This is a genomic window from Kocuria rhizosphaericola (genome assembly GCF_044462205.1).
GTDB classification, from domain to species: domain Bacteria; phylum Actinomycetota; class Actinomycetes; order Actinomycetales; family Micrococcaceae; genus Kocuria; species Kocuria rhizosphaericola.
Map to the genome: position 1 here is coordinate 1 of NZ_JBISWK010000043.1, position 18,439 is coordinate 18,439.

Sequence of the window (18,439 nt, forward strand, 5' to 3'; positions counted from 1 at the left end):
GGCGCCCGTCGTCGTCGCCGTGGGAACTCAGCCGAAGCGGCCGGACACGTAGTCCTCCGTCTGCTTCTCCCGGGGGTTGCTGAAGATCTCGGAGGTGTGGCCGTACTCGATGAGCTTGCCCGGCTTGCCGGTGCCCTGGATGTTGAAGAACGCGGTCCGGTCCGAGATGCGCGCGGCCTGCTGCATGTTGTGGGTCACGATGACCACGGTGTAGTCCTGCTTGAGTTCGTTGATCAGGTCCTCGATCGCCAGGGTGGAGATCGGGTCCAGGGCGGAGGCCGGCTCGTCCATCAGGATCACGTCGGGCTTCACCGCGATTGCCCGGGCGATGCACAGGCGCTGCTGCTGGCCGCCGGAGAGGCTCGAGCCCGGCTTGTCGAGGCGGTCCTTGACCTCGTTCCACAGGTTGGCGCCCTGGAGGGAGCTCTCCACGAGGGCGTCGGCGTCGCCGCGCGAGATCCGCTTGCTGTTGAGCTTCACCCCCGCGAGCACGTTGTCGCGGATGGACATGGTGGGGAACGGGTTGGGGCGCTGGAAGACCATCCCGATCATGGAGCGCACCACCACGGGGTCCACGCCGGGGCCGTAGAGGTCCTCCCCGTCGAGGAGCACCTGGCCCTCGGCGCGGGCGCCGGGAATGACCTCGTGCATGCGGTTGAGGGTGCGCAGGAAGGTCGACTTGCCGCAGCCGGACGGGCCGATGAACGCGGTCACCGACCGGGCGTCGATCCCCATGCTGACGTCCTCGACGGCCAGGAAGTCGCCGTAGTAGACATTGAGGTGGTCGACGTCGATTCGCTTGGACATGTGTGTTCCTTGCTTCTTTCTCGCAGTGGTGCGTGCGGGAGGTGCGTGCGGGAGGTCCGGTGGGAGTGCCGCCCGCGTCAGCGGCCGGCGGCCTTGGGGGCGAAGGCCCTGGCGACCAGCCGGGCGACGAGGTTGAGCAGCATCACGATCAGGATCAGCAGCAGCGCCGCGGCCCACGCGCGCTGCTGCGAGGGGTCGGGGCTGGTCGGGGACGTGGGCGTCATGATCTGGTAGTAGATGAACGTGGGCAGCGTGGTCATCCACCCGGAGAACGCGTTCCAGTTGATCGCCGTCGCGAAGCCGGCGGTGACGAGCAGCGGGGCGGTCTCCCCGATCACCCGGGCGATCGCCAGGGTGACACCGGAGGCGATGCCGGAGATCGCGGTGGGGATCACCACCTTGAGGATCGTCCGCCACTTGCGCACGCCCAGCGCGTAGGCCGCCTCGCGCAGCTCGTTGGGGACGATCTTCAGCATCTCCTCGGTGTTCTTCACGACCGTCGGGATCATCAGCACGGTCAGCGCGACCGCCGCCACGAAGCCGAAGCGGGTGGACGGACCGAGCAGGAGCCCGAAGAGGGCCGCGGCGAACAGGCCCGCCACGATGGAGGGGATGCCCGTCATGACGTCCACGAAGAACGTGATGCCGCGTCCCAGCCAGCCCCCCTTCGAGTACTCCACGAGGTAGATGGCCGTCAGCAGGCCGATGGGGACCGACAGCAGGGTGGCCCAGAAGGTGATGGACACGGTGCCCACGATCGCGTGGTACGCGCCGCCCAGCACGGGCCCGTCCCCCGCGGCCGCGGCGTTGTCCGTGGCGCCGGTGACACCGTTCATGGAGGTCAGCAGCAGGTTGGAGGTCAGGCCGGGGAGCCCGTTGGCGAGCACGGTCCAGATCACGGAGATCAGCGGGACCACCGCCAGGACGAACGCCGTGTAGACGAGGTAGGTCATCAGGGAGTCGGCTCCCTTGCGCCTGCCCTCGATCACCGAGACGACGACCGGCGCGGCGACCAGGAAGACCGCGGCGGCGAGGACGGCCCAGAGGGCCGTGGAGAAGCCCAGGAGGGCCGCGAGGGCCGCCCCCACCACCACGGCGCCGGCTCCGATCACGGGGACCAGCCACTTCGGCCTCTGGTTGCGGGTGAGCATCGGCCGGCGGGGCGAGGAGGGGCGCACCGGCGTGGGGTTGCGGAAGGCGGTGGAGGACATCAGTTGGCTCCCGAGAATTCCTTGTAGCGGGCGACGATGGCGCGGGCGATCATGTTCACGACGAGGGTGATCACGAAGAGGATCAGGCCCGCGGCGATGAGTTCGGACAGCCGCAGTCCGTAGGCCTCCGGGAAGTTGAGGGCGATCTCCGCCGCGATGGTCTGGTTCCCGGACTGCACGAGCGAGGAGGTGAGCGGGCCGCTCGAGAGCACGAGGGCCACCGCCATGGTCTCGCCCAGCGCGCGGCCCAGGGCGAGCATCACCGCGGAGATGATGCCGGGGCGGGCGAAGGGCAGCACCGTCATCCGGATCATCTCCCACCGGGTGGCGCCGAGGGCCAGCGCGGCCTCCTCGTGGAGCTTCGGGGTCTGGACGAACAGCTCCCGGGACATCGCCGTGATGATCGGCAGGATCATGATGGCCAGCACGACCCCGGCCGTGAGCATGGTCTTGCCGGTCTGGGAGGCAGGGCCGCTGAAGATCGGGATGAACCCGAGGTTGGTCGACAGCCAGTCGTAGAAGGGCACCACCGAGGAGGCCAGGACGGTGGTGCCCCAGGCTCCGTAGATCACCGACGGGATCGCCGCCAGCAGGTCGATGACGTAGCCCACGGGCTTGGCGATCCTCGCCGGCGCGTAGTGGGAGATGTACAGGGCCACCAGCACGCCGATCGGGGTGGCGATCACCAGGGCGATCACGGCCGCGATCACCGTGCCGATGACCATCGGCCAGATGTAGGACCAGAAGCCGGCGCCCCCGGAGATCTCCTCGGCGGGGGCCTGGAAGGTGGGCAGCGCCTGCAGGAACAGGAACAGCGCCACGGCCGCCAGGACGGCGAGGATCAGCACGCCGGCCCCGAGGCTGAGCCCGGAGAAGATCGAGTCGCCCGCCTTGCCGCCGGCGGCGGTCTTCCTGGTGGTGACGGTGGTGGACATGTCGGGTGCCCCTTCGATTGCCTGACACGGATGGCGCGGGGACGGGGTGGTGTCCCGGCGCGTGGGTCCGGTGACGCGCCTCACGGGGAAGTCGCCTCACACACGAATGTCCCGTTCGGCGCGGGCGCGGGCGGGAGAGCCCGGGCCCGCACCGAACGGGACCAGCAGAACTGGATCAGCCGGCGACCGTGATCTGGTCGATCGCCTCCTGCGCGGCGGTGCGCAGGTTCTCGGACATGGGAGCGGAGCCCGCGGCCTCGGCCGCCGCCTGCTGCCCCTCCTCGCTGATGACGTACTCGCCGAACGCCTTCGCGAGGTCAGCGGTCTCCTGGGCATCGTACTGCGGGCAGAAGATCTCGTAGGACACGAGCACGATCGGGTAGGTCCCGGACTCGGTGGTGTCGCGCTCGAGGTCCATCGCCATGTCGTACTCGGCGCGCCCCTCGACCGGGGTGGAGTTCTCGACGGCGGCGGAGGCGGCCTCCGGGGAGTACGCCACGTACTCCTCGCCGACGCCCACGGCCACGGTGCCGAGGTCGCCCACGGCAGAGGCGTCCGCGTAGGTGATGGCGCCCTCGGTCGCGTTGGTGGACTGGACCACGCCGGCGGTGCCCTTGTTGTTCTCCGCGGCCCACTGGGACGGCCAGTTGCCGGAGACCTCCTCGGTCCACACCTCGGGGGCGGCCGCGGCCAGGTACTCCTGGAAGTTCTCGGTGGTGCCGGACTCGTCGTTGCGGTGCACCACGGTGATCGGGGTGTCCGGCAGCTCCGCGTCGGGGTTCAGCTCGGCGATGGCCGGATCGTTCCAGGTCTTGATCTCACCGGTGAAGACCTGGGCGATGGTCTCACCGTCCATGTTCACCGTCTCGACGCCCGGCAGGTTGAAGGCCACCGCGATCGGGGAGATGTAGGCGGGGACGTGGAACGCGCCCTCGGGGCCGCAGACCTCCTTGGACGCCTCGTACTCCTCCTCGTCGAGGTAGGCGTCGGAGCCCGCGAAGTCCGCGCCGCCGGCGGTGAAGGCCTCGCGGCCCGCGCCGGAGCCGTCCGGGGAGTACTGCACGGTGGCCTCGGGGTTCGCCTCCTGGAAACCGTTCTGCCACGCGGTCATCGCGGCGTTCTGCGCCGACGACCCGATGCCGGTCAGCGTGCCGGAGACGCCGGAGCCCGCGGCGGTCTCCGCGGAGTCCGAGGCCTGGCCCGTGGCGTTGTCCGAACCGCACGCGGTGAGCGCGAGCGTGCCGATGGCCAGGACGGCCGCGGAACGGCCGAGGTGGGATGCCTTCACTAGTTGCCCCTCAAATCACAGTCGTGGCCCGTCACGGGGCCGTGGTCCAACGTGGCGCCGGAGGACTTCCGGGCCGGTGCAAGAGGTGGATCTGCGGTCGACCCGCGGACCTCTCACCGAGAGACGCTAGGGAACGCAGGTGGCCAGATTGGCCCGGGAAGGTGAACGGAGGGTGAACACCGGCCTCCGGAGCCGTGCCGGAGTTGCGGATCTCACACGCGTCCCCCGTCTCCGGGCGGGCGCGGCGGGTCGGGCGCGCCCGCCGACGGCCCCTTGGCGCTCGCCTAGGATGGCCCCATGCAGCCAGGCGACCGTGCGCGAGCCGCGGCCCGCGCGGTGCGCAGCCGCACCCGGGTCGGCCTCACGCGGGTCCGGACGGGCGTGCTGCAGAGCTTCCAGATCACGGTCGCCAGCGTCGGGGCCTACCTGATCGCCGAGCAGCTGCTGGGTCACTCCGGGCCCATCTTCGCGGCCACGGCGGCCCTGGTGTCGCTGGGCTTCGCGACGGGCGGGCTGCGCTACCGGCGGGTCCTCGAGGTGTCGATCGGCTGCACCCTCGGCATCGCCGTGGGGGACACGCTGATCCACGTCCTGGGCACGGGCGTATGGCAGGCCGGCGTGGTCCTCATGACCTCGATCCTGCTCGCCCGCTTCCTGGACAACGGCACGCTGTTCACCACCCAGATGGGGCTGCAGTCCGTGCTCGTGGTCCTGCTGCCGCCGTCCCAGGACGGGGTCTTCGCCCGCTCCACCGACGCGGTCGTGGGCGGGCTGTGCGCCCTGGCCATGGCCTACTTCGTGCCCACGGACCCGCGGAGCCAGCCGCGCCAGGGCCTGCGGGCGCTCGTCGACGAGTTCTCCGGGGTGCTCCGGGAGGCGAGCCGGGCCATGGAGGCCTACGACGCCACGGCCGCCTGGCACGCGCTCGTGCGGGCCCGTCAGACCCAGCCGCTGGTGGACTCGGTGACGTCCGGGCTGAAGTCCTCCCTCGAGATCGTCACGGCCTCGCCCCTGTACCGCGGCCGCCGCGTGGAGATCGAGGGGATCGCGCACTCCATCCGCTACCTGGACCTCGCCGTGCGCAACGCCCGGGTCCTCACCCGCCGCCTCGCCTCCGTGCTCGATCACGTGACGCTCTCGGACGAGGCCGTGGCCACCATGACAGACGCCCTCGAGGACCTCGCGGACGCCGTCACCACCCTGGGCAACGCGCTCGCGGTGGCCTCGCCCGGGTCCCGGGAGAGCTACCTGCGTCAGGCCCGCAACGAGCTGGCGAACGTGGCCGGGCGCCTGCACCCCGGGCAGATGGGGGTGCGCACCATGGAGGGCGAGACCCTGGTGCTGGACATGCGCCCGATGGTCGTGGACCTCCTGGAGGCGGCCGGGATGACGCACGAGGAGGCGCGCGCCCAGCTCCCCCGGCTCGAGGGCTGGGACCGCGCCTGAGCACGGTGGTGCGCCGCCGTCCCCCGGGCCCTCACCCCGTGGTGTCGGCGGGGAGCAGCTCCGCGACGAGCCGCTGGACCCGGGCCTTGATGTCGTCGCGGATCGGGCGCACGGACTCCACACCCTTCCCGGCCGGGTCCTCCAGCTTCCAGTCCTCGTACCGCTTGCCCGGGTAGAACGGGCAGGCGTCCCCGCAGCCCATGGTGATCACCACGTCGGAGTCCTGCACCGCCTCGTCGGTGAGGAACTTGGGGGTCTCGGCGCTCATGTCGATGCCCTCCTCGGCCATCGCCTCCACGGCGGCCGGGTTCACCGAGTCGGCCGGGGCGGAGCCGGCCGAGCGCACCTCGATGCGCCCGCCGGAGAGGTGGGTGAGGTAGGCGGCGGCCATCTGCGAACGCCCGGCGTTGTGCACGCACACGAACAGGACGCTGGGCCGGGGCGCGTGCCCCGCGGTGAGCTCGTCCAGCAGCCCCCGGACCCGGACGTCGATGTCGTCGCGGACCAGGCGCATCCGTTCGGCGCCCTCGATCCCGCGTGCGGGGGGCTCGTCGGTGTGCCAGGTCTCGATGCTCCCGGTCATGCCCTCGACCGGTTCGACCTCCGCCTCGCCGCCCAGGACCACGACCCGGTCCACGGTGCGCAGCAGGACGGGGTCGATGGGCTTCGGCGTTCCGGAGGACATGTCCGCGCCGAGCTCGGCGACGACCTCGGCGGACAGGGCGTTGATCTTGCTGCCGGGTGTGGTGCCGGCGGAGTGGACCGCCACCGCACCGCGGGCGTGGTGGTCCATGAGGGCGGCGGCCATCTGGGACTTGCCGCCGTTCCTGGCGCACACGAACAGGACGGAGGGCTGGGTGCTGGTCATCGGTGCTCCTGGGACGAGGAGGACGGGCAGGGACGCGGCCGGCTGAGGAGACCGGCTCAGCGGGTGGGGACGGTGCGGTCACCGGGGAAGAGGGCGCGCCCGGCCCACAGGGACACGTAGACCAGGCCGACCAGCACCGGGACCTCGATGAGCGGGCCGACCACCCCGGCCAGGGCCTGCCCGGAGGTGACCCCGAAGGTGCCGATGGCCACGGCGATGGCGAGTTCGAAGTTGTTGCCCGCGGCGGTGAAGGCCACGGTGGTGGACTTCGCGTAGTTCAGCCCCAGGGCGCGGGAGGCCAGCAGCCCGATGCCGAACATGAGGAAGAAGTACACCAGCAGCGGCCACGCGATCCGCACCACGTCCCACGGGTTGGAGGTGATCGCGTCCCCCTGCAGGGCGAAGAGCAGCACGATGGTGAACAGCAGCCCGTACAGCGCCCAGGGCCCCAGCTTGGGCAGGAACGTGCCCTCGTACCACTCCCGGCCCTTGGCCTTCTCGCCCAGGGTGCGGGTGAGGAACCCGGCGACCAGCGGGATCCCCAGGAACACCAGCACCGAGATCACGATGGACCACACGGAGAACTCCGCCGAGGTGGTCGGCAGCCCCAGCCAGGCGGGCAGGACCTGGAGGTAGAACCAGCCCAGGGCGCCGAAGGCGACGACCTGGAAGACCGAGTTGATCGCCACCAGCACCGCGGCCGCCTCCCGGTCCCCGCAGGCGAGGTCGTTCCAGATCAGCACCATCGCGATGCACCGGGCCAGCCCCACGATGATCAGCCCGGTCCGGTACTCCGGCAGATCGGGGAGGAAGATCCAGGCCAGGGCGAACATCAGGGCCGGGCCCACGATCCAGTTCAGCACCAGGGAGGCGCCCAGCAGACGCCGGTCACCGGCCACGCGGCGGGTCTCGTCGTAGCGGACCTTGGCCAGCACCGGGTACATCATCACCAGCAGCCCGATCGCGATCGGCACGGACACCTCCCCGATCCGCACGGCCTCCAGGGCGGTGTCCAGCCCCGGGACGAAACGCCCCAGCAGGAGACCGGCGAGCATGGCCGCGATGATCCAGACGGGCAGCCAGCGGTCGAGGAAGGACAGGTCCTTCATCACCCCCTGATGGACGGCGGGGGCGGTGGTGGTGCTGCTCATGGGCGCGGAGACCTCTTCGTATCGACGGGCATCTATTCCGCACAGTACGTGTTGCATCGACAGTCGTCAATGTAGGATGGGGTGATGACTCTTGCACCGGACCTCGACCCCCAGGTCGCCGCCGGGGCCGCCACCCGGTGCGCCCCCGGCGCACCGGCCACGGAGTGCTGCTCGCTCTCCGGCGGACCCATGGGTCCCGACGACGCCCAGCGCGTGGCGGGCCTGCTCAAGGCCCTGGCCGACCCCACCCGGCTGCGCCTGCTCTCCCACGTGGCCGCCCAGGGCTGCGACACCGTGTGCGTGTGCAGCCTCACCGACGACCTCGGCATCAGCCAGCCGACGGTCAGCCACCACATGAAGAAGCTCGTCGACGCCGGCCTGCTCACCCGCGAGCAGCGGGGCAAGTGGGCGCACTACTCCGTGGTGCCCGAGGCGTTCGCGGAGCTGCGCACCTTCCTCGACCTGCACTGAGCCGGCCGCGGCGCTTGGGCCGTCCGACGCGGCGGCTAGCCTGGAGGCCATGAGCACCCGCACCCGCCGCAACTCCCCCGCCTACCGCTGCACCGAGTGCGGCTGGACCACGGCCAAGTGGGTGGGCCGGTGCGGGGAGTGCCAGGCGTGGGGCACGGTCGAGGAGATCGGCGAGCACAAGGCCCGCACCACGGCCGCCCGGTCCATCGCCGACCCGGCCCGCCCCATCGCCCAGGTGGACGCCACTGTGGCGGCCTCGGCGCCCACCGGGGTGCCGGAGCTGGACCGCGTCCTCGGCGGCGGGCTCGTCCCCGGAGCGGTGGTGCTGATGGCGGGCGAGCCCGGGGTCGGGAAGTCGACGCTGCTGCTCGACGTCGCCGCGCGCTTCGCGGAGGGCACGGGCGAGGGCACCCGCGACGTCCTCTACGTCACGGGCGAGGAGTCCGCGGCGCAGGTGAAGCTGCGCGCGGACCGGATCGACGCCGTGGCGCCCACCCTGTACCTCACCGCCGAGACGGACCTGGCCACGGCGCTGGGCCACATCGAGACGATCTCCCCCCGCCTGCTCGTGGTCGACTCCGTGCAGACCCTGGCCAGCGCCGAGGTCGAGGGCTCCGCGGGCGGGGTGACGCAGGTCCGCGAGGTCGCGGCCTCCCTGATCGCCGCGGCCAAGAAGCGGAACATGACCACGCTGCTCGTGGGCCACGTGACCAAGGACGGCTCCATCGCCGGACCTCGGCTGCTCGAGCACCTGGTCGACGTCGTGTGCCAGTTCGAGGGCGAGAAGCACTCCCGGATCCGGCTGCTGCGGGCGGTCAAGAACCGCTACGGCCCCACGGACGAGGTCGGCTGCTTCGACCTCACCGAGACCGGGATCACGAGTGTGGAGGACCCCTCGGGCCTGTTCGTCTCCCGCACGGCGATGCCGGTCTCCGGCACGTGCCTCACGGTGACCCTCGAGGGCCGCCGCCCCCTGCTCGCCGAGGTGCAGGCCCTGCTGGACCGATCCTCCACCGCCCAGCCCCGGCGGGCCACCGCCGGTCTCGACTCCTCGAGGGTGGCCATGCTGCTCGCCGTCCTGCAGCGGCGGGCCGGCGTGAACCTGGCCGGACTGGACTGCTATGTCTCCACGGTCGGCGGCGTGAAGCTCACCGAGCCGTCCACCGACCTCGCCGTGGCCATGGCACTGGCCTCGGCCGCGCAGGACCGGCCCCTGCCGCAGCGCCTCGTGTGCTTCGGGGAGGTGGGCCTGGCCGGGGAGGTGCGGCCCGTCCCGGGCATCGGGCGCCGCATCCAGGAGGTCGCCCGGCTGGGCTTCACCCACGCGGTCGTGCCCGCGAGCCCCACCGGGCCGGGCCCGATCCCGGCGGGCTTCACCGTCCGGGAGGTGACCACCATCAGCGACGCGATGGAGCTGCTCTTCCCGGCCTCCGCCGCCGCGCCCGCCCGGAAGCGGCAGACCGCCGCGGCCGTATGATGTGACCGTGGCGAAGACCCCTGAGAACGCACTGCGCAAGACGCTGGCCCGCATCGCGCCCGGCACCGAGCTGCGCACCGGTCTCGAGCGGATCCTGCGCGGGCGCACGGGCGGGCTGATCGTCCTCGGCTTCGACCGCTCCGTCGAGGCCATCTGCTCCGGCGGCTTCGACATCGACACCGACTGCTCCGCGCCCAAGCTGCGGGAACTGGCCAAGATGGACGGGGCCATCATCTGCGACCGGGACGCCACCCGCATCCTCAAGGCCGGGGTCCAGCTCGTCCCCGACGCCTCGATCGACACCACGGAGTCCGGCACCCGGCACCGGTCCGCGGAGCGCACGGCCAAGGAGACCGGGGTGCCGGTGATCTCGGTGAGCCAGTCCATGAGCGTCATCACGATCTACGTGGGCGAGACCCGCTACGCCATCGAGGGCTCCCAGTCGATCATGGCCCGCGCCAACCAGGCCCTGCAGACCCTCGAGCACTACAGCCACCGGATGGAGCAGGTGCTCGGCAACCTCTCCTCGCTCGAGATCGAGGCGTCCGTGACGGTGCGGGACGTCGCGCTGACCCTGCAGCGCATGGAGATGGTCCGGCGGATCTCCTCCGAGATCGGCTGGTACGTCCTCGAGCTCGGCGTGGACGGGCGGCTCATCGCCCTGCAGCTCGAGGAGCTCACCGCGGGCACCGGCCCGGGGCCGGACGTGGTGCTGCGCGACTACCTGCCCGACGGCACCCCCGCGGAGGGCATCGAGGAGGGACTGGGGCGCCTCGCGGAGCTCACCCCCACGGAGCTCATCGACCTGCAGCGGATCGCGGTGTCGGTGGGCCTCGTCGAGCCGCAGGGCAGCCTCGAGACGGAGCTGCACCCGCACGGCTACCGGCTGCTGGAGGGCATCAAGTCGATGCCGCGGGCGGTGGCCAACCGGCTCGTGCGCCGGTTCGACGGCCTGCAGTCCCTGATGGCCGCCAACCTCGAGGACCTCAAGGCGGTCGAGGGCATCGGCGAGCAGCGGGCCCGCACGGTGCGCGAGTCCCTCTCCCGGATGGCCGAGACCAGCCTGCTCGAACGCTTCATGTGAGCCGCGCGCGGCGCGCTCACTCCAGGACGAACGGCGCGGGGTCGGCGGTGCGCTCCCCGAGGGAGGTCACGAGGCGGTAGTAGCCGGGCTGGGCCTCGCCCCCCGCCTCCGTGCAGCCCTCGGCGGTGCGCGCTCGGTTCCACGTCAGCCGGGCGCTCTCCTCCTGCCCGGGCTCGAGCGTCACTTCCGCGTCCTCGGAACCGGCCTGGCAGTGCCTGCTGTCGAAGACGGTGTCCGACCCCGAGGTCACCTCGTAGACCATCCGGGAGGTGCCCGCGTTGACGCGGCAGGGGTCCTCCCCCGTGTTCTCCAGGGTCAGCACGAGGACCGGCTGCACGTCCTCGGCGTAGCTCTCCCGGTCCGTGGACGCCCGCACGGCGAGCTCGGCGCCGCACTCCTCGACCGGCCCCTCCGTCGCGGACTCCGACGCCGGCGCGCTCTCGTCCGGCCTCGGCGTGAAGTCCGCGAAGGGCTCCTGCGAGGCCGCGGCGGCGGACGCCGTGGCCTCGTCCGGGGCCGGGGCGTCCCCCGTCTCCTCGGGGCCCAGCATGCCAGCGACGGCCGAGACCAGTCCCACGGCCACGAGCACGAGCAGCACGCCCGCCGCGAGGGCCGCCACGAGCCGGCGGCGCCGGTACACCTCGGGGCTCTCGCGCCGGGATCCGGGGTGGCGGGGAGCTCCTCCGTCGTCGTCGTGACCGTTCCCCGACCGTCCGTGGGGGGTGCTCCCGGAACCCTTCTGTGCCATGCCCCCAGGCTACAGTGGACTCCGATGAGCTCCCCGCACACAGCCCCGACTCCGGCCGCGGGACCCGGACTGCCGGGCCTGCACCAGGCCGTGACCGACTGGTTCGACGACGCCGCCCGGGACCTCCCGTGGCGGGACCCGTCCTGCTCCCCGTGGGGGGTCGTGGTCAGCGAGTTCATGCTCCAGCAGACGCCCGTGGTGCGCGTGCTGCCCGTGTGGAGGGCGTGGATGCAGCGCTGGCCACGGCCGGCCGACCTCGCCGCCGAGAGCACCGGGGAGGCCGTGCGCGCGTGGGGCCGGCTCGGCTATCCGCGGCGGGCCCTGCGCCTGCACGCGGCCGCCGTCGAGATCACCGAGCAGCACGGGGGCCGGGTCCCGGCCTCGCACGACGCGCTGCTGGCCCTGCCCGGCGTGGGCGCCTACACGGCCGCCGCCGTCGCGGTCTTCGCGTTCGGTGACCGGCAGACCGTGGTGGACACGAACATCCGCCGCGTGCACGCCCGGGTGGTCACTGGCCGGGCCCTGCCGTCTCGGTCGCTGACGGCCGCGGAGCTCCGGCTCGCAGAGGAGCTGATGCCGGAGGACGACGCCCTGGCGGTGCGCTGGAACCAGGCGGTCATGGAGCTCGGCGCCCTCGTCTGCACGGCCCGCTCGCCCCGGTGCGAGCAGTGCCCGGTGCGGGACGCGTGCGCGTGGGTCGCCGCGGGCCGGCCCGAGCCCGTCGAGACCCCCCGGGGCCAGCGCTGGCACGGCACGGACCGCCAGGTCCGCGGGGCGATCATGGCGGTGCTGAGGGCCGGGTCGGCGCCGGTCCCGGCGCTCCACCTCACGGGCCCCGTGGACGTCGCGACGGGCGCGGGCCTGCCGCCGGAGGCCCTGCGGGCCCTGGACGCGCTGCACGGACTGGAGGCCCCGGAGGAGCAGCGACTGCGCGCCCTGGAGGGGCTGGTGCGGGACGGGCTGGCCGTCGCCGGGCCCGGCGGGGTCAGGCTTCCGGGCTGAGCTCGAGCAGCATCCGGGTGTTGCCGAGGGTGTTGGGCTTCACGCGGGCCAGGTCGAGGTACTCGGCCACGCCCTCGTCGTGGGAGCGCAGCAGCTCGGCGAACACGTCGGGGTCGACCTGGTTCTGGTTGGGCATGACCTCGAAGCCGTAGCGGCTGAAGAAGTCGACCTCGAAGGTCAGGCAGAACACGCGGGAGACTCCCACGGCGCGGGCCCGTTCGATCAGCCCGCCCAGCAGCGTGCGCCCCACCCCGCGGCCCCGCCACGCGTCGGAGGTGGCCAGGGTCCGGACCTCGCCCAGGTCCTCCCACATCACGTGCAGCGCGCCGCAGCCGACGAGACCGGCCTGCTCGTCGCCGACCGCCTCCATCACCAGGAACTCCTGGATGCCCTCGTAGTAGGCGACCGTGTCCTTGTTGATCAGCACCCCGGCGCGCGCCAGCGGGGCCACGAGGTCCTTGATGGCGGGAACGTCGGAGGTACGGGCTGGTCGCAGGCGCAGGTCGGTCACGCGGCAAGTGTACGCTTGCGAACACGCACGCCCCTCGGGGGTTACCCCCCGAGGCCGTCCCCACTTGGGTGGACGCCGAGGGCCCGCCGCCGGGTGCGCGGCGGGCCCTCGGCGGAGGTGGGACGGACTCAGCCCTCGGAGCGGTTCTCGCCGTCACCGCGGGAGACGTCGACGTCCTCCAGGCCGCCCATCGGGTCGACTATGCCGTCGCCCGTGAGGTCGGACATCGGGGTGGAGGAGAAGGTCAGCTTCTCCGCGTCCCCCTCGCCGTCGGTGTTGACGAAGATCTTCTCGCCGGTGCTGATCTCCCCGAAGAGGATCTTCTCGGACAGCTGGTCCTCGATCTCCCGCTGCATGGTGCGGCGCAGCGGACGGGCGCCCATGGACGGGTCGTAGCCCTTGCGGCTGACCCAGCGCTTCGCGGAGTCGGAGAGCTCGATCGACATCCCCTGGTCGCGCAGCCGCTCCTGCAGCCGGGCCACGAACAGGTCCACGATCTGCACGATCTCGTTCTCGGTGAGCTGCGGGAAGACGATGATCTCGTCCACGCGGTTGAGGAACTCGGGCCGGAAGTGCTCCTTGAGCTCGTCCTGGACCTTCGCCTGCATGCGCTCGTAGTTGGACGCGGGGTCCACACCGGTCTGGAAACCGACCGGGACGGCCCGGGAGATGTCCTTGGTGCCCAGGTTCGTGGTCATGATGATCACGGTGTTCTTGAAGTCCACCACGCGGCCCTGCGAGTCGGTCAGGCGACCGTCCTCGAGGATCTGCAGCAGCGAGTTGAACAGGTCCTGGTGCGCCTTCTCGACCTCGTCGAAGAGCACCACCGAGAACGGCTTGCGGCGCACCTTCTCGGTGAGCTGGCCGCCCTCCTCGTAGCCCACGTAGCCCGGAGGGGCGCCGAAGAGCCGGGACACGGTGTGCTTCTCCTGGTACTCGGACATGTCGAGGGTGATGAGGGCGTCCTCGTCCCCGAAGAGGAACTCCGCCAGCGCCTTCGCGAGCTCGGTCTTGCCCACGCCCGTGGGCCCGGCGAAGATGAACGACCCGCCGGGGCGCTTCGGGTCCTTCAGGCCCGCCCGGGTGCGCCGCATCGACCGGGAGAGCGCCCTGATGGCGTCGTCCTGGCCGATGATGCGCTTGTGCAGCTCGTCCTCCATGTGCAGGAGACGGCCCGTCTCCTCCTCGGTGAGCTTGTAGACGGGCACTCCCGTGGAGGCGGAGAGCACGTCGGAGATGACCTCGGGAGTCACCTCGGCGAGCTCGTCGCCGCCGTCGCGCCAGGCACGGTCCTTCTCGTCCCGCTCCGCGATGAGCTTCTGCTCCGTGTCGCGCAGCGAGGCGGCCTTCTCGTAGTCCTGGCCGTCGATCGCGGCCTCCTTGAGCCGCTTCACCTCGACGATGCGGTCGTCGAGCTCCTTGATCTCCGGCGGTGCGGTCATCCGCTTGATCCGCAGGCGCGCGCCCGCCTCGTCTATCAGGTCGATCGCCTTGTCCGGCAGGAAGCGGTCGGAGACGTACCGCGCGGCGAGGTGCACCGCCGCCTCGAGGGCGTCGTCCGAGATGGACACGCGGTGGTGTGCCTCGTACTTGTCGCGCAGGCCCTTGAGGATCTCCACGGCGTGGGCCTCGGAGGGCTCGTCCACCTGGATCGGCTGGAAGCGGCGCTCGAGGGCCGCGTCCTTCTCGATGTGCTTGCGGTACTCGTCGAGGGTCGTGGCGCCGATGGTCTGCAGCTCGCCCCGGGCCAGCATGGGCTTGAGGATGGAGGCCGCGTCGATCGCGCCCTCGGCCGCACCGGCGCCCACGAGGGTGTGGATCTCGTCGATGAACAGGATGATGTCGCCGCGGGTGCGGATCTCCTTGAGCACCTTCTTGAGCCGCTCCTCGAAGTCGCCGCGGTAGCGGGAGCCCGCCACGAGGGAACCGAGGTCCAGGGTGTAGAGGTGCTTGTCCTTGAGCGTCTCCGGGACGTCGCCGCGGACGATGGCCTGGGCGAGGCCCTCGACCACCGCGGTCTTGCCCACGCCGGGCTCGCCGATCAGCACCGGGTTGTTCTTGGTGCGCCGGGAGAGGATCTGCATGACCCGCTCCATCTCGCGGAACCGCCCGATGACCGGGTCCAGCTTGCCCTCGCGGGCGGCCGCGGTGAGGTTGCGGCCGAACTGGTCCAGCACGGCCGAGCCCGCGGGCGTGCCCTCGGACTGACCGGCCGAGCGCACGCCGGCGCCCTCCTTCTCGGGGGTGCCCCCGCCCTGGTAGCCGGAGATCAGCTCCAGCACGGTGGAGCGCACCTTCTGGGGCTCCGCGCCGAGCTTGGTCAGCACCTGCGCGGCCACGCCCTCGCCCGCGCGGATGATGCCCAGCAGGATGTGCTCGGTGCCGATGTAGTTGTGGCCGAGCTGCAGGGCCTCGCGCAGCGAGAGCTCGAGGACCTTCTTCGCCCGCGGGGTAAAGGGGATGTGCCCGGACGGGGCCTGCTGGCCCGGCCCGATGATGTCCTGGACCTGTTCGCGGGCGCCGGTGAGGGTGATGCCCATCGAGTCGAGCGCCTTCGCGGCCACTCCCTCGCCCTCGTGGATCAGCCCGAGCAACAGGTGCTCGGTGCCGATGTAGTTGTGGTTGAGCATCCTGGCCTCTTCCTGGGCCAGCACCACGACCCGGCGGGCGCGGTCGGTGAAGCGTTCGAACATGGATACTCCTCAGTCGATGTCTGCACCCGATGCTACGCACCCGTGCGGACGAACGGGGGGCTGTTCGCCACCGGCGAGAAGACCGGCGCCGGGGGCGCGGACGACCCCGCAACAGCGTGCGGCAATTTCCGCCGCCTGCGTCCGCCCCGACAAGAGCGCAGGTCATCAAAAGAATGGGGAGAGAATTCGCGCCCGGACCCGTCCACCGTCAAAACCGGACCCGTCCACCGCCGAAAGTAGTCCCTCCGGACCCGGAAAGGGGAAAGGAGGGACCGGTGAACCGGTCCCTCCTCCTATTGTGCGGAGCGGTGAGCGCGCGCTCCTATTTGTGCGCGTCGTAGTACGCCTTCTGCACGTCCTGGTGAATGCGGCCGCGGTCGGAGACCGGGTGACCGTTCTCCCGGGCCCACTGCCGGATGGCCGCGGTGTCCGGGTTGGACTTCCCGGTCGGGCGCGCCTGCTTCGGCGTCTGCTTGCTCTGGGCGCGCCGCGCCTTGGCGATGAACGGCCGCACGGCGTCGCGCAGCTTGGCCGCGTTCTCCTCGGAGAGATCGATCTCGTACTGCGCGCCGTCGAGACCGAAGCGCACGGTCTCCTCGGCGGGCCCGCCGTCGAGGTCGTCCTCGAGAATGATCTTCACGGTCTGTGCCATAACTGGAACTCTCCTCCGCCTCTCGGCGATCGTCTTTCCCCGGACACGCCGGGAGACGGCGTGTCCTGAGGCGGTGCTGATTCCCCCGTGTCGGACCGGTTGATCCGGATCGTGAATTCCGGCGACCCCCGGGAGAACGAACTCCCGGCGTCGTCGAGTTTATCCTACAATTCCGGAACGGAATTCAACAGCACGGAAATGCGGACAAAACCGGCACCAATTCGAATTCATCGGAAAGGCCCGGAGGACGGAGAGCGGGGCCTCAGCGTTCCGTCCGGCGGCCACGGCGCGGGGGACGGCCGAACGGCAGGTCGTCGCCGTCGCGCCGCTTGAGCTCCTCGTACCAGCGCTCGGCGTCCTCCTGCGAGCGGGACTCGACGGCGCGCTCCGTGCGGTCGCCGCGGAAGATCCAGCGCAGGACGAACCAGAAGATGATGCCGATGCTGATCGAGGGCAGCAGGACAGCGATGTATTCCATGGGTGCGATTCTCCCGGGGAGATCTGGGCGGCGGCTGGTGACGGCGGGGGCCGCGGCGTGGCCGCGGCCCCCGGGGTCAGTCCTGCTCTGGCTTCATGAGGGGGAACAGGATGGTCTCCCGGATCCCCAGGTCGGTGAAGAGCATGATGAGCCGGTCCAGGCCCAGGCCCAGACCGCCCATGGGCGGGGCACCGTGCTCGAGGGCGCGCAGGAAGTCCTCGTCGAGCCGCATGGCCTCGTCGTCGCCGGCCGCGGCCCGGTGGGACTGCTCGGTGAGCCGCTCGCGCTGGACCACGGGGTCGATCAGCTCGGAGAACGCCGTGCCGCGCTCCATCCCCCCGATGATCAGGTCCCAGGCCTCGATCAGGCCGTGCTCGGAGCGGTGCTGACGGGCGAGGGGCTGCGCCGAGGGCGGGTAGTCGCACACGAAGGTCGGCTGGACCAGGGTGGGCTCCACGATCTCGCCGAACAGCTCGAGCACGTACTTCTCCGCGTCCCACATCGGGCCGACGGGCACCTCGTGCTCCTCGGCGATCCGGTGCAGGGTCTCCACGGGCGTTCCCGGCGTGATCGGCTGCCCCACGGCCTCGGACAGGGCGGGATAGACGGACAGCCAGCGCCACTCCCCGCGCAGGTCGATCGTGCCCTTCTCCGTCTCGATGGTGTCGACCCCCAGGGCGTCGGCGCAAGCGAGGATGATCTCCTTGATCCGCTCGGCCATCGTGAACTGGTCGGCGTAGGCCTCGTAGGCCTCCAGGGTGGTGAACTCGGGGCTGTGCGAGGAGTCGACGCCCTCGTTGCGGAAGACCCGGCCGATCTCGAAGACCCGCTCGATCCCGCCGACCACGGCGCGCTTGAGGTAGAGCTCCGTGGCGATGCGCAGGGTCATGTCCTGGTCGAACGCGTTGAGGTGGGTCTCGAACGGCCGGGCCGTGGCCCCGCCGTGCAGAAGCTGCAGGATCGGCGTCTCGATCTCCACGTAGCCGCGCTCCACCAGGACGTTGCGCACCGTCTGGATGATCCGCGCCCGCTTCACGACGACGTCGCGGGCCTCGGGCCGGACGATGAGGTCGAGGTAGCGCCGGCGCACACGGGTCTCCTCGTTGAGCTCGTTGTGCAGCGTGGGCAGGGGCCGGATCGCCTTCGACGCCATGGACCAGGCGTCGGCCATCACGGAGAGCTCGCCGCGGCGGGAGGCGATCACCTCGCCGTGCACGGCCACGAAGTCGCCGAGGTCCACCAGGGACTTCCACTCGCCCAGGGACTCCTCCCCCACCTTCGCCAGGGAGAGCATGACCTGCAGCCGGGTGCCGTCCCCCTCCTGGAGGGTCGCGAAGCACAGCTTGCCGGTGTTGCGCACGAAGACCACGCGCCCGGCCACGCCGATGAACTGCCCGGTCTCCTCGCCGGGCTCGAGGTGCCCGTGCGCCTCCCGCACCTCGGCGAGGGTGTGCGTGCGCTCCACGCCCACGGGGTAGGCCTCCCGGCCCGAGTCGAGGAGCCGGGCGCGCTTGGCGAGCCGGAACTGCATCTGGTCCGAGAGCTCGGCCTGTTCGGCCTCGTCCTGGGCGGTCGTGGAGGTGTTCTGCGCGTTGGTCACAGTTGTCCAGGATAACG

General features: G+C 71.3%; 17 protein-coding genes and 1 pseudogene. 5 read left to right on the forward strand and 13 right to left on the reverse strand.

Annotated features, from left to right (window positions below):
• Positions 1–27 precede the first annotated feature (27 nt).
• The 4 genes from pstB to pstS form a co-directional block, all read right to left on the reverse strand.
• Positions 28–807, reverse strand: a complete 780-nt coding sequence (gene pstB, locus ACH9D2_RS04790; protein ID WP_396361613.1) for a phosphate ABC transporter ATP-binding protein PstB — start codon at positions 805–807, stop codon at positions 28–30.
• 77 nt (positions 808–884) lie between these two features.
• Positions 885–2,018 (reverse strand): phosphate ABC transporter permease PstA, encoded by a 1,134-nt coding sequence (gene pstA / locus ACH9D2_RS04795; protein ID WP_396361614.1) that lies wholly within the window; start codon positions 2,016–2,018, stop codon positions 885–887.
• The gene (gene pstC, locus ACH9D2_RS04800) at positions 2,018–2,953 is read right to left on the reverse strand and encodes a phosphate ABC transporter permease subunit PstC (protein WP_396361615.1); all 936 of its coding nucleotides are present in this window, start codon (positions 2,951–2,953) and stop codon (positions 2,018–2,020) included. Before pstC ends, pstA begins: the two co-directional genes overlap by 1 nt.
• Positions 2,954–3,128: 175 nt before the next feature.
• Positions 3,129–4,241 carry a phosphate ABC transporter substrate-binding protein PstS gene (gene pstS / locus ACH9D2_RS04805; protein ID WP_396361616.1) on the reverse strand — a complete coding sequence of 371 codons (1,113 nt, stop codon included), beginning with the start codon at positions 4,239–4,241 and terminating at the stop codon, positions 3,129–3,131.
• Between the two features lie 297 nt (positions 4,242–4,538).
• Between pstS and ACH9D2_RS04810 the strand changes: the two genes are divergently transcribed.
• Positions 4,539–5,687 carry an FUSC family protein gene (locus ACH9D2_RS04810; RefSeq protein WP_396361617.1) on the forward strand — a complete coding sequence of 383 codons (1,149 nt, stop codon included), beginning with the start codon at positions 4,539–4,541 and terminating at the stop codon, positions 5,685–5,687.
• 31 nt (positions 5,688–5,718) lie between these two features.
• On the opposite strand, the gene ACH9D2_RS04815 is transcribed toward ACH9D2_RS04810, so the two are convergent.
• The 3 genes and pseudogenes from ACH9D2_RS04815 to arsB all read right to left on the reverse strand — a co-directional run bounded on the left by ACH9D2_RS04815 (position 5,719) and on the right by arsB (position 7,706).
• The gene (locus tag ACH9D2_RS04815) at positions 5,719–6,156 is read right to left on the reverse strand and encodes an arsenate reductase/protein-tyrosine-phosphatase family protein (RefSeq protein ID WP_396361659.1); all 438 of its coding nucleotides are present in this window, start codon (positions 6,154–6,156) and stop codon (positions 5,719–5,721) included.
• A gap of 15 nt (positions 6,157–6,171) precedes the next feature.
• Positions 6,172–6,555: pseudogene (locus tag ACH9D2_RS04820) on the reverse strand (arsenate-mycothiol transferase ArsC); the annotation flags it as partial.
• Positions 6,556–6,611: 56 nt separating this feature from the next.
• Positions 6,612–7,706, reverse strand: coding sequence for an ACR3 family arsenite efflux transporter (arsB, locus tag ACH9D2_RS04825; RefSeq protein ID WP_396361618.1), 1,095 nt, complete (start codon positions 7,704–7,706; stop codon positions 6,612–6,614).
• 84 nt (positions 7,707–7,790) lie between these two features.
• Between arsB and ACH9D2_RS04830 the strand changes: the two genes are divergently transcribed.
• The 3 genes from ACH9D2_RS04830 to disA are packed head-to-tail and all read left to right on the forward strand — an operon-like array spanning position 7,791 to position 10,738.
• A complete protein-coding gene (locus tag ACH9D2_RS04830; RefSeq protein ID WP_396361619.1) occupies positions 7,791–8,177 on the forward strand; it encodes an ArsR/SmtB family transcription factor in 387 nt (128 codons plus the stop codon).
• 49 nt (positions 8,178–8,226) lie between these two features.
• On the forward strand, positions 8,227–9,654 hold the full coding sequence (radA, locus tag ACH9D2_RS04835) for a DNA repair protein RadA (RefSeq protein WP_396361620.1): 1,428 nt from the start codon (positions 8,227–8,229) through the stop codon (positions 9,652–9,654).
• Between the two features lie 7 nt (positions 9,655–9,661).
• Entirely contained in the window at positions 9,662–10,738 is a 1,077-nt protein-coding gene (disA, locus tag ACH9D2_RS04840) for a DNA integrity scanning diadenylate cyclase DisA (RefSeq protein ID WP_396361621.1), read from the forward strand.
• 16 nt (positions 10,739–10,754) lie between these two features.
• Here disA and ACH9D2_RS04845 read toward each other — a convergent pair whose 3' ends face one another.
• Positions 10,755–11,486 carry a hypothetical protein gene (locus ACH9D2_RS04845; protein WP_396361622.1) on the reverse strand — a complete coding sequence of 244 codons (732 nt, stop codon included), beginning with the start codon at positions 11,484–11,486 and terminating at the stop codon, positions 10,755–10,757.
• Between the two features lie 24 nt (positions 11,487–11,510).
• Here ACH9D2_RS04845 and ACH9D2_RS04850 point away from each other — a divergent pair, with 24 nt between their 5' ends.
• Positions 11,511–12,488, forward strand: a complete 978-nt coding sequence (locus ACH9D2_RS04850; RefSeq protein WP_396361623.1) for an HhH-GPD family protein — start codon at positions 11,511–11,513, stop codon at positions 12,486–12,488.
• Here the strand turns inward: ACH9D2_RS04850 and ACH9D2_RS04855 are convergent.
• From ACH9D2_RS04855 to lysS, 5 genes are all read right to left on the reverse strand, one after another.
• Complete coding sequence (locus ACH9D2_RS04855; protein ID WP_396361624.1) at positions 12,472–12,999, reverse strand: amino-acid N-acetyltransferase; 528 nt, start codon at positions 12,997–12,999, stop codon at positions 12,472–12,474. The genes ACH9D2_RS04850 and ACH9D2_RS04855 overlap by 17 nt on opposite strands.
• Before the next feature lie 128 nt (positions 13,000–13,127).
• Entirely contained in the window at positions 13,128–15,692 is a 2,565-nt protein-coding gene (locus tag ACH9D2_RS04860) for an AAA family ATPase (RefSeq protein ID WP_396361625.1), read from the reverse strand.
• 322 nt (positions 15,693–16,014) lie between these two features.
• Entirely contained in the window at positions 16,015–16,344 is a 330-nt protein-coding gene (locus ACH9D2_RS04865; protein WP_396361626.1) for a histone-like nucleoid-structuring protein Lsr2, read from the reverse strand.
• A 262-nt stretch (positions 16,345–16,606) separates the two neighbouring features.
• Complete coding sequence (locus ACH9D2_RS04870) at positions 16,607–16,822, reverse strand: hypothetical protein (RefSeq protein ID WP_396361627.1); 216 nt, start codon at positions 16,820–16,822, stop codon at positions 16,607–16,609.
• A gap of 76 nt (positions 16,823–16,898) precedes the next feature.
• A complete protein-coding gene (lysS, locus tag ACH9D2_RS04875; protein WP_396361628.1) occupies positions 16,899–18,422 on the reverse strand; it encodes a lysine--tRNA ligase in 1,524 nt (507 codons plus the stop codon).
• Positions 18,423–18,439 lie beyond the last annotated feature (17 nt).

Coding starts and splice junctions, on each gene's coding strand:
- ACH9D2_RS04865 (WP_396361626.1), bottom strand. CDS start 16,344: ATGGCACAGACCGTGAAGATCATTCTCGAGGACGACCTCGACGGCGGG.
- pstB (WP_396361613.1), bottom strand. CDS start 807: ATGTCCAAGCGAATCGACGTCGACCACCTCAATGTCTACTACGGCGAC.
- ACH9D2_RS04845 (WP_396361622.1), bottom strand. CDS start 11,486: ATGGCACAGAAGGGTTCCGGGAGCACCCCCCACGGACGGTCGGGGAAC.
- arsB (WP_396361618.1), bottom strand. CDS start 7,706: ATGAGCAGCACCACCACCGCCCCCGCCGTCCATCAGGGGGTGATGAAG.
- pstC (WP_396361615.1), bottom strand. CDS start 2,953: ATGTCCACCACCGTCACCACCAGGAAGACCGCCGCCGGCGGCAAGGCG.
- ACH9D2_RS04870 (WP_396361627.1), bottom strand. CDS start 16,822: ATGGAATACATCGCTGTCCTGCTGCCCTCGATCAGCATCGGCATCATC.
- pstA (WP_396361614.1), bottom strand. CDS start 2,018: ATGTCCTCCACCGCCTTCCGCAACCCCACGCCGGTGCGCCCCTCCTCG.
- ACH9D2_RS04810 (WP_396361617.1), top strand. CDS start 4,539: ATGCAGCCAGGCGACCGTGCGCGAGCCGCGGCCCGCGCGGTGCGCAGC.
- radA (WP_396361620.1), top strand. CDS start 8,227: ATGAGCACCCGCACCCGCCGCAACTCCCCCGCCTACCGCTGCACCGAG.
- ACH9D2_RS04860 (WP_396361625.1), bottom strand. CDS start 15,692: ATGTTCGAACGCTTCACCGACCGCGCCCGCCGGGTCGTGGTGCTGGCC.
- ACH9D2_RS04850 (WP_396361623.1), top strand. CDS start 11,511: ATGAGCTCCCCGCACACAGCCCCGACTCCGGCCGCGGGACCCGGACTG.
- ACH9D2_RS04830 (WP_396361619.1), top strand. CDS start 7,791: ATGACTCTTGCACCGGACCTCGACCCCCAGGTCGCCGCCGGGGCCGCC.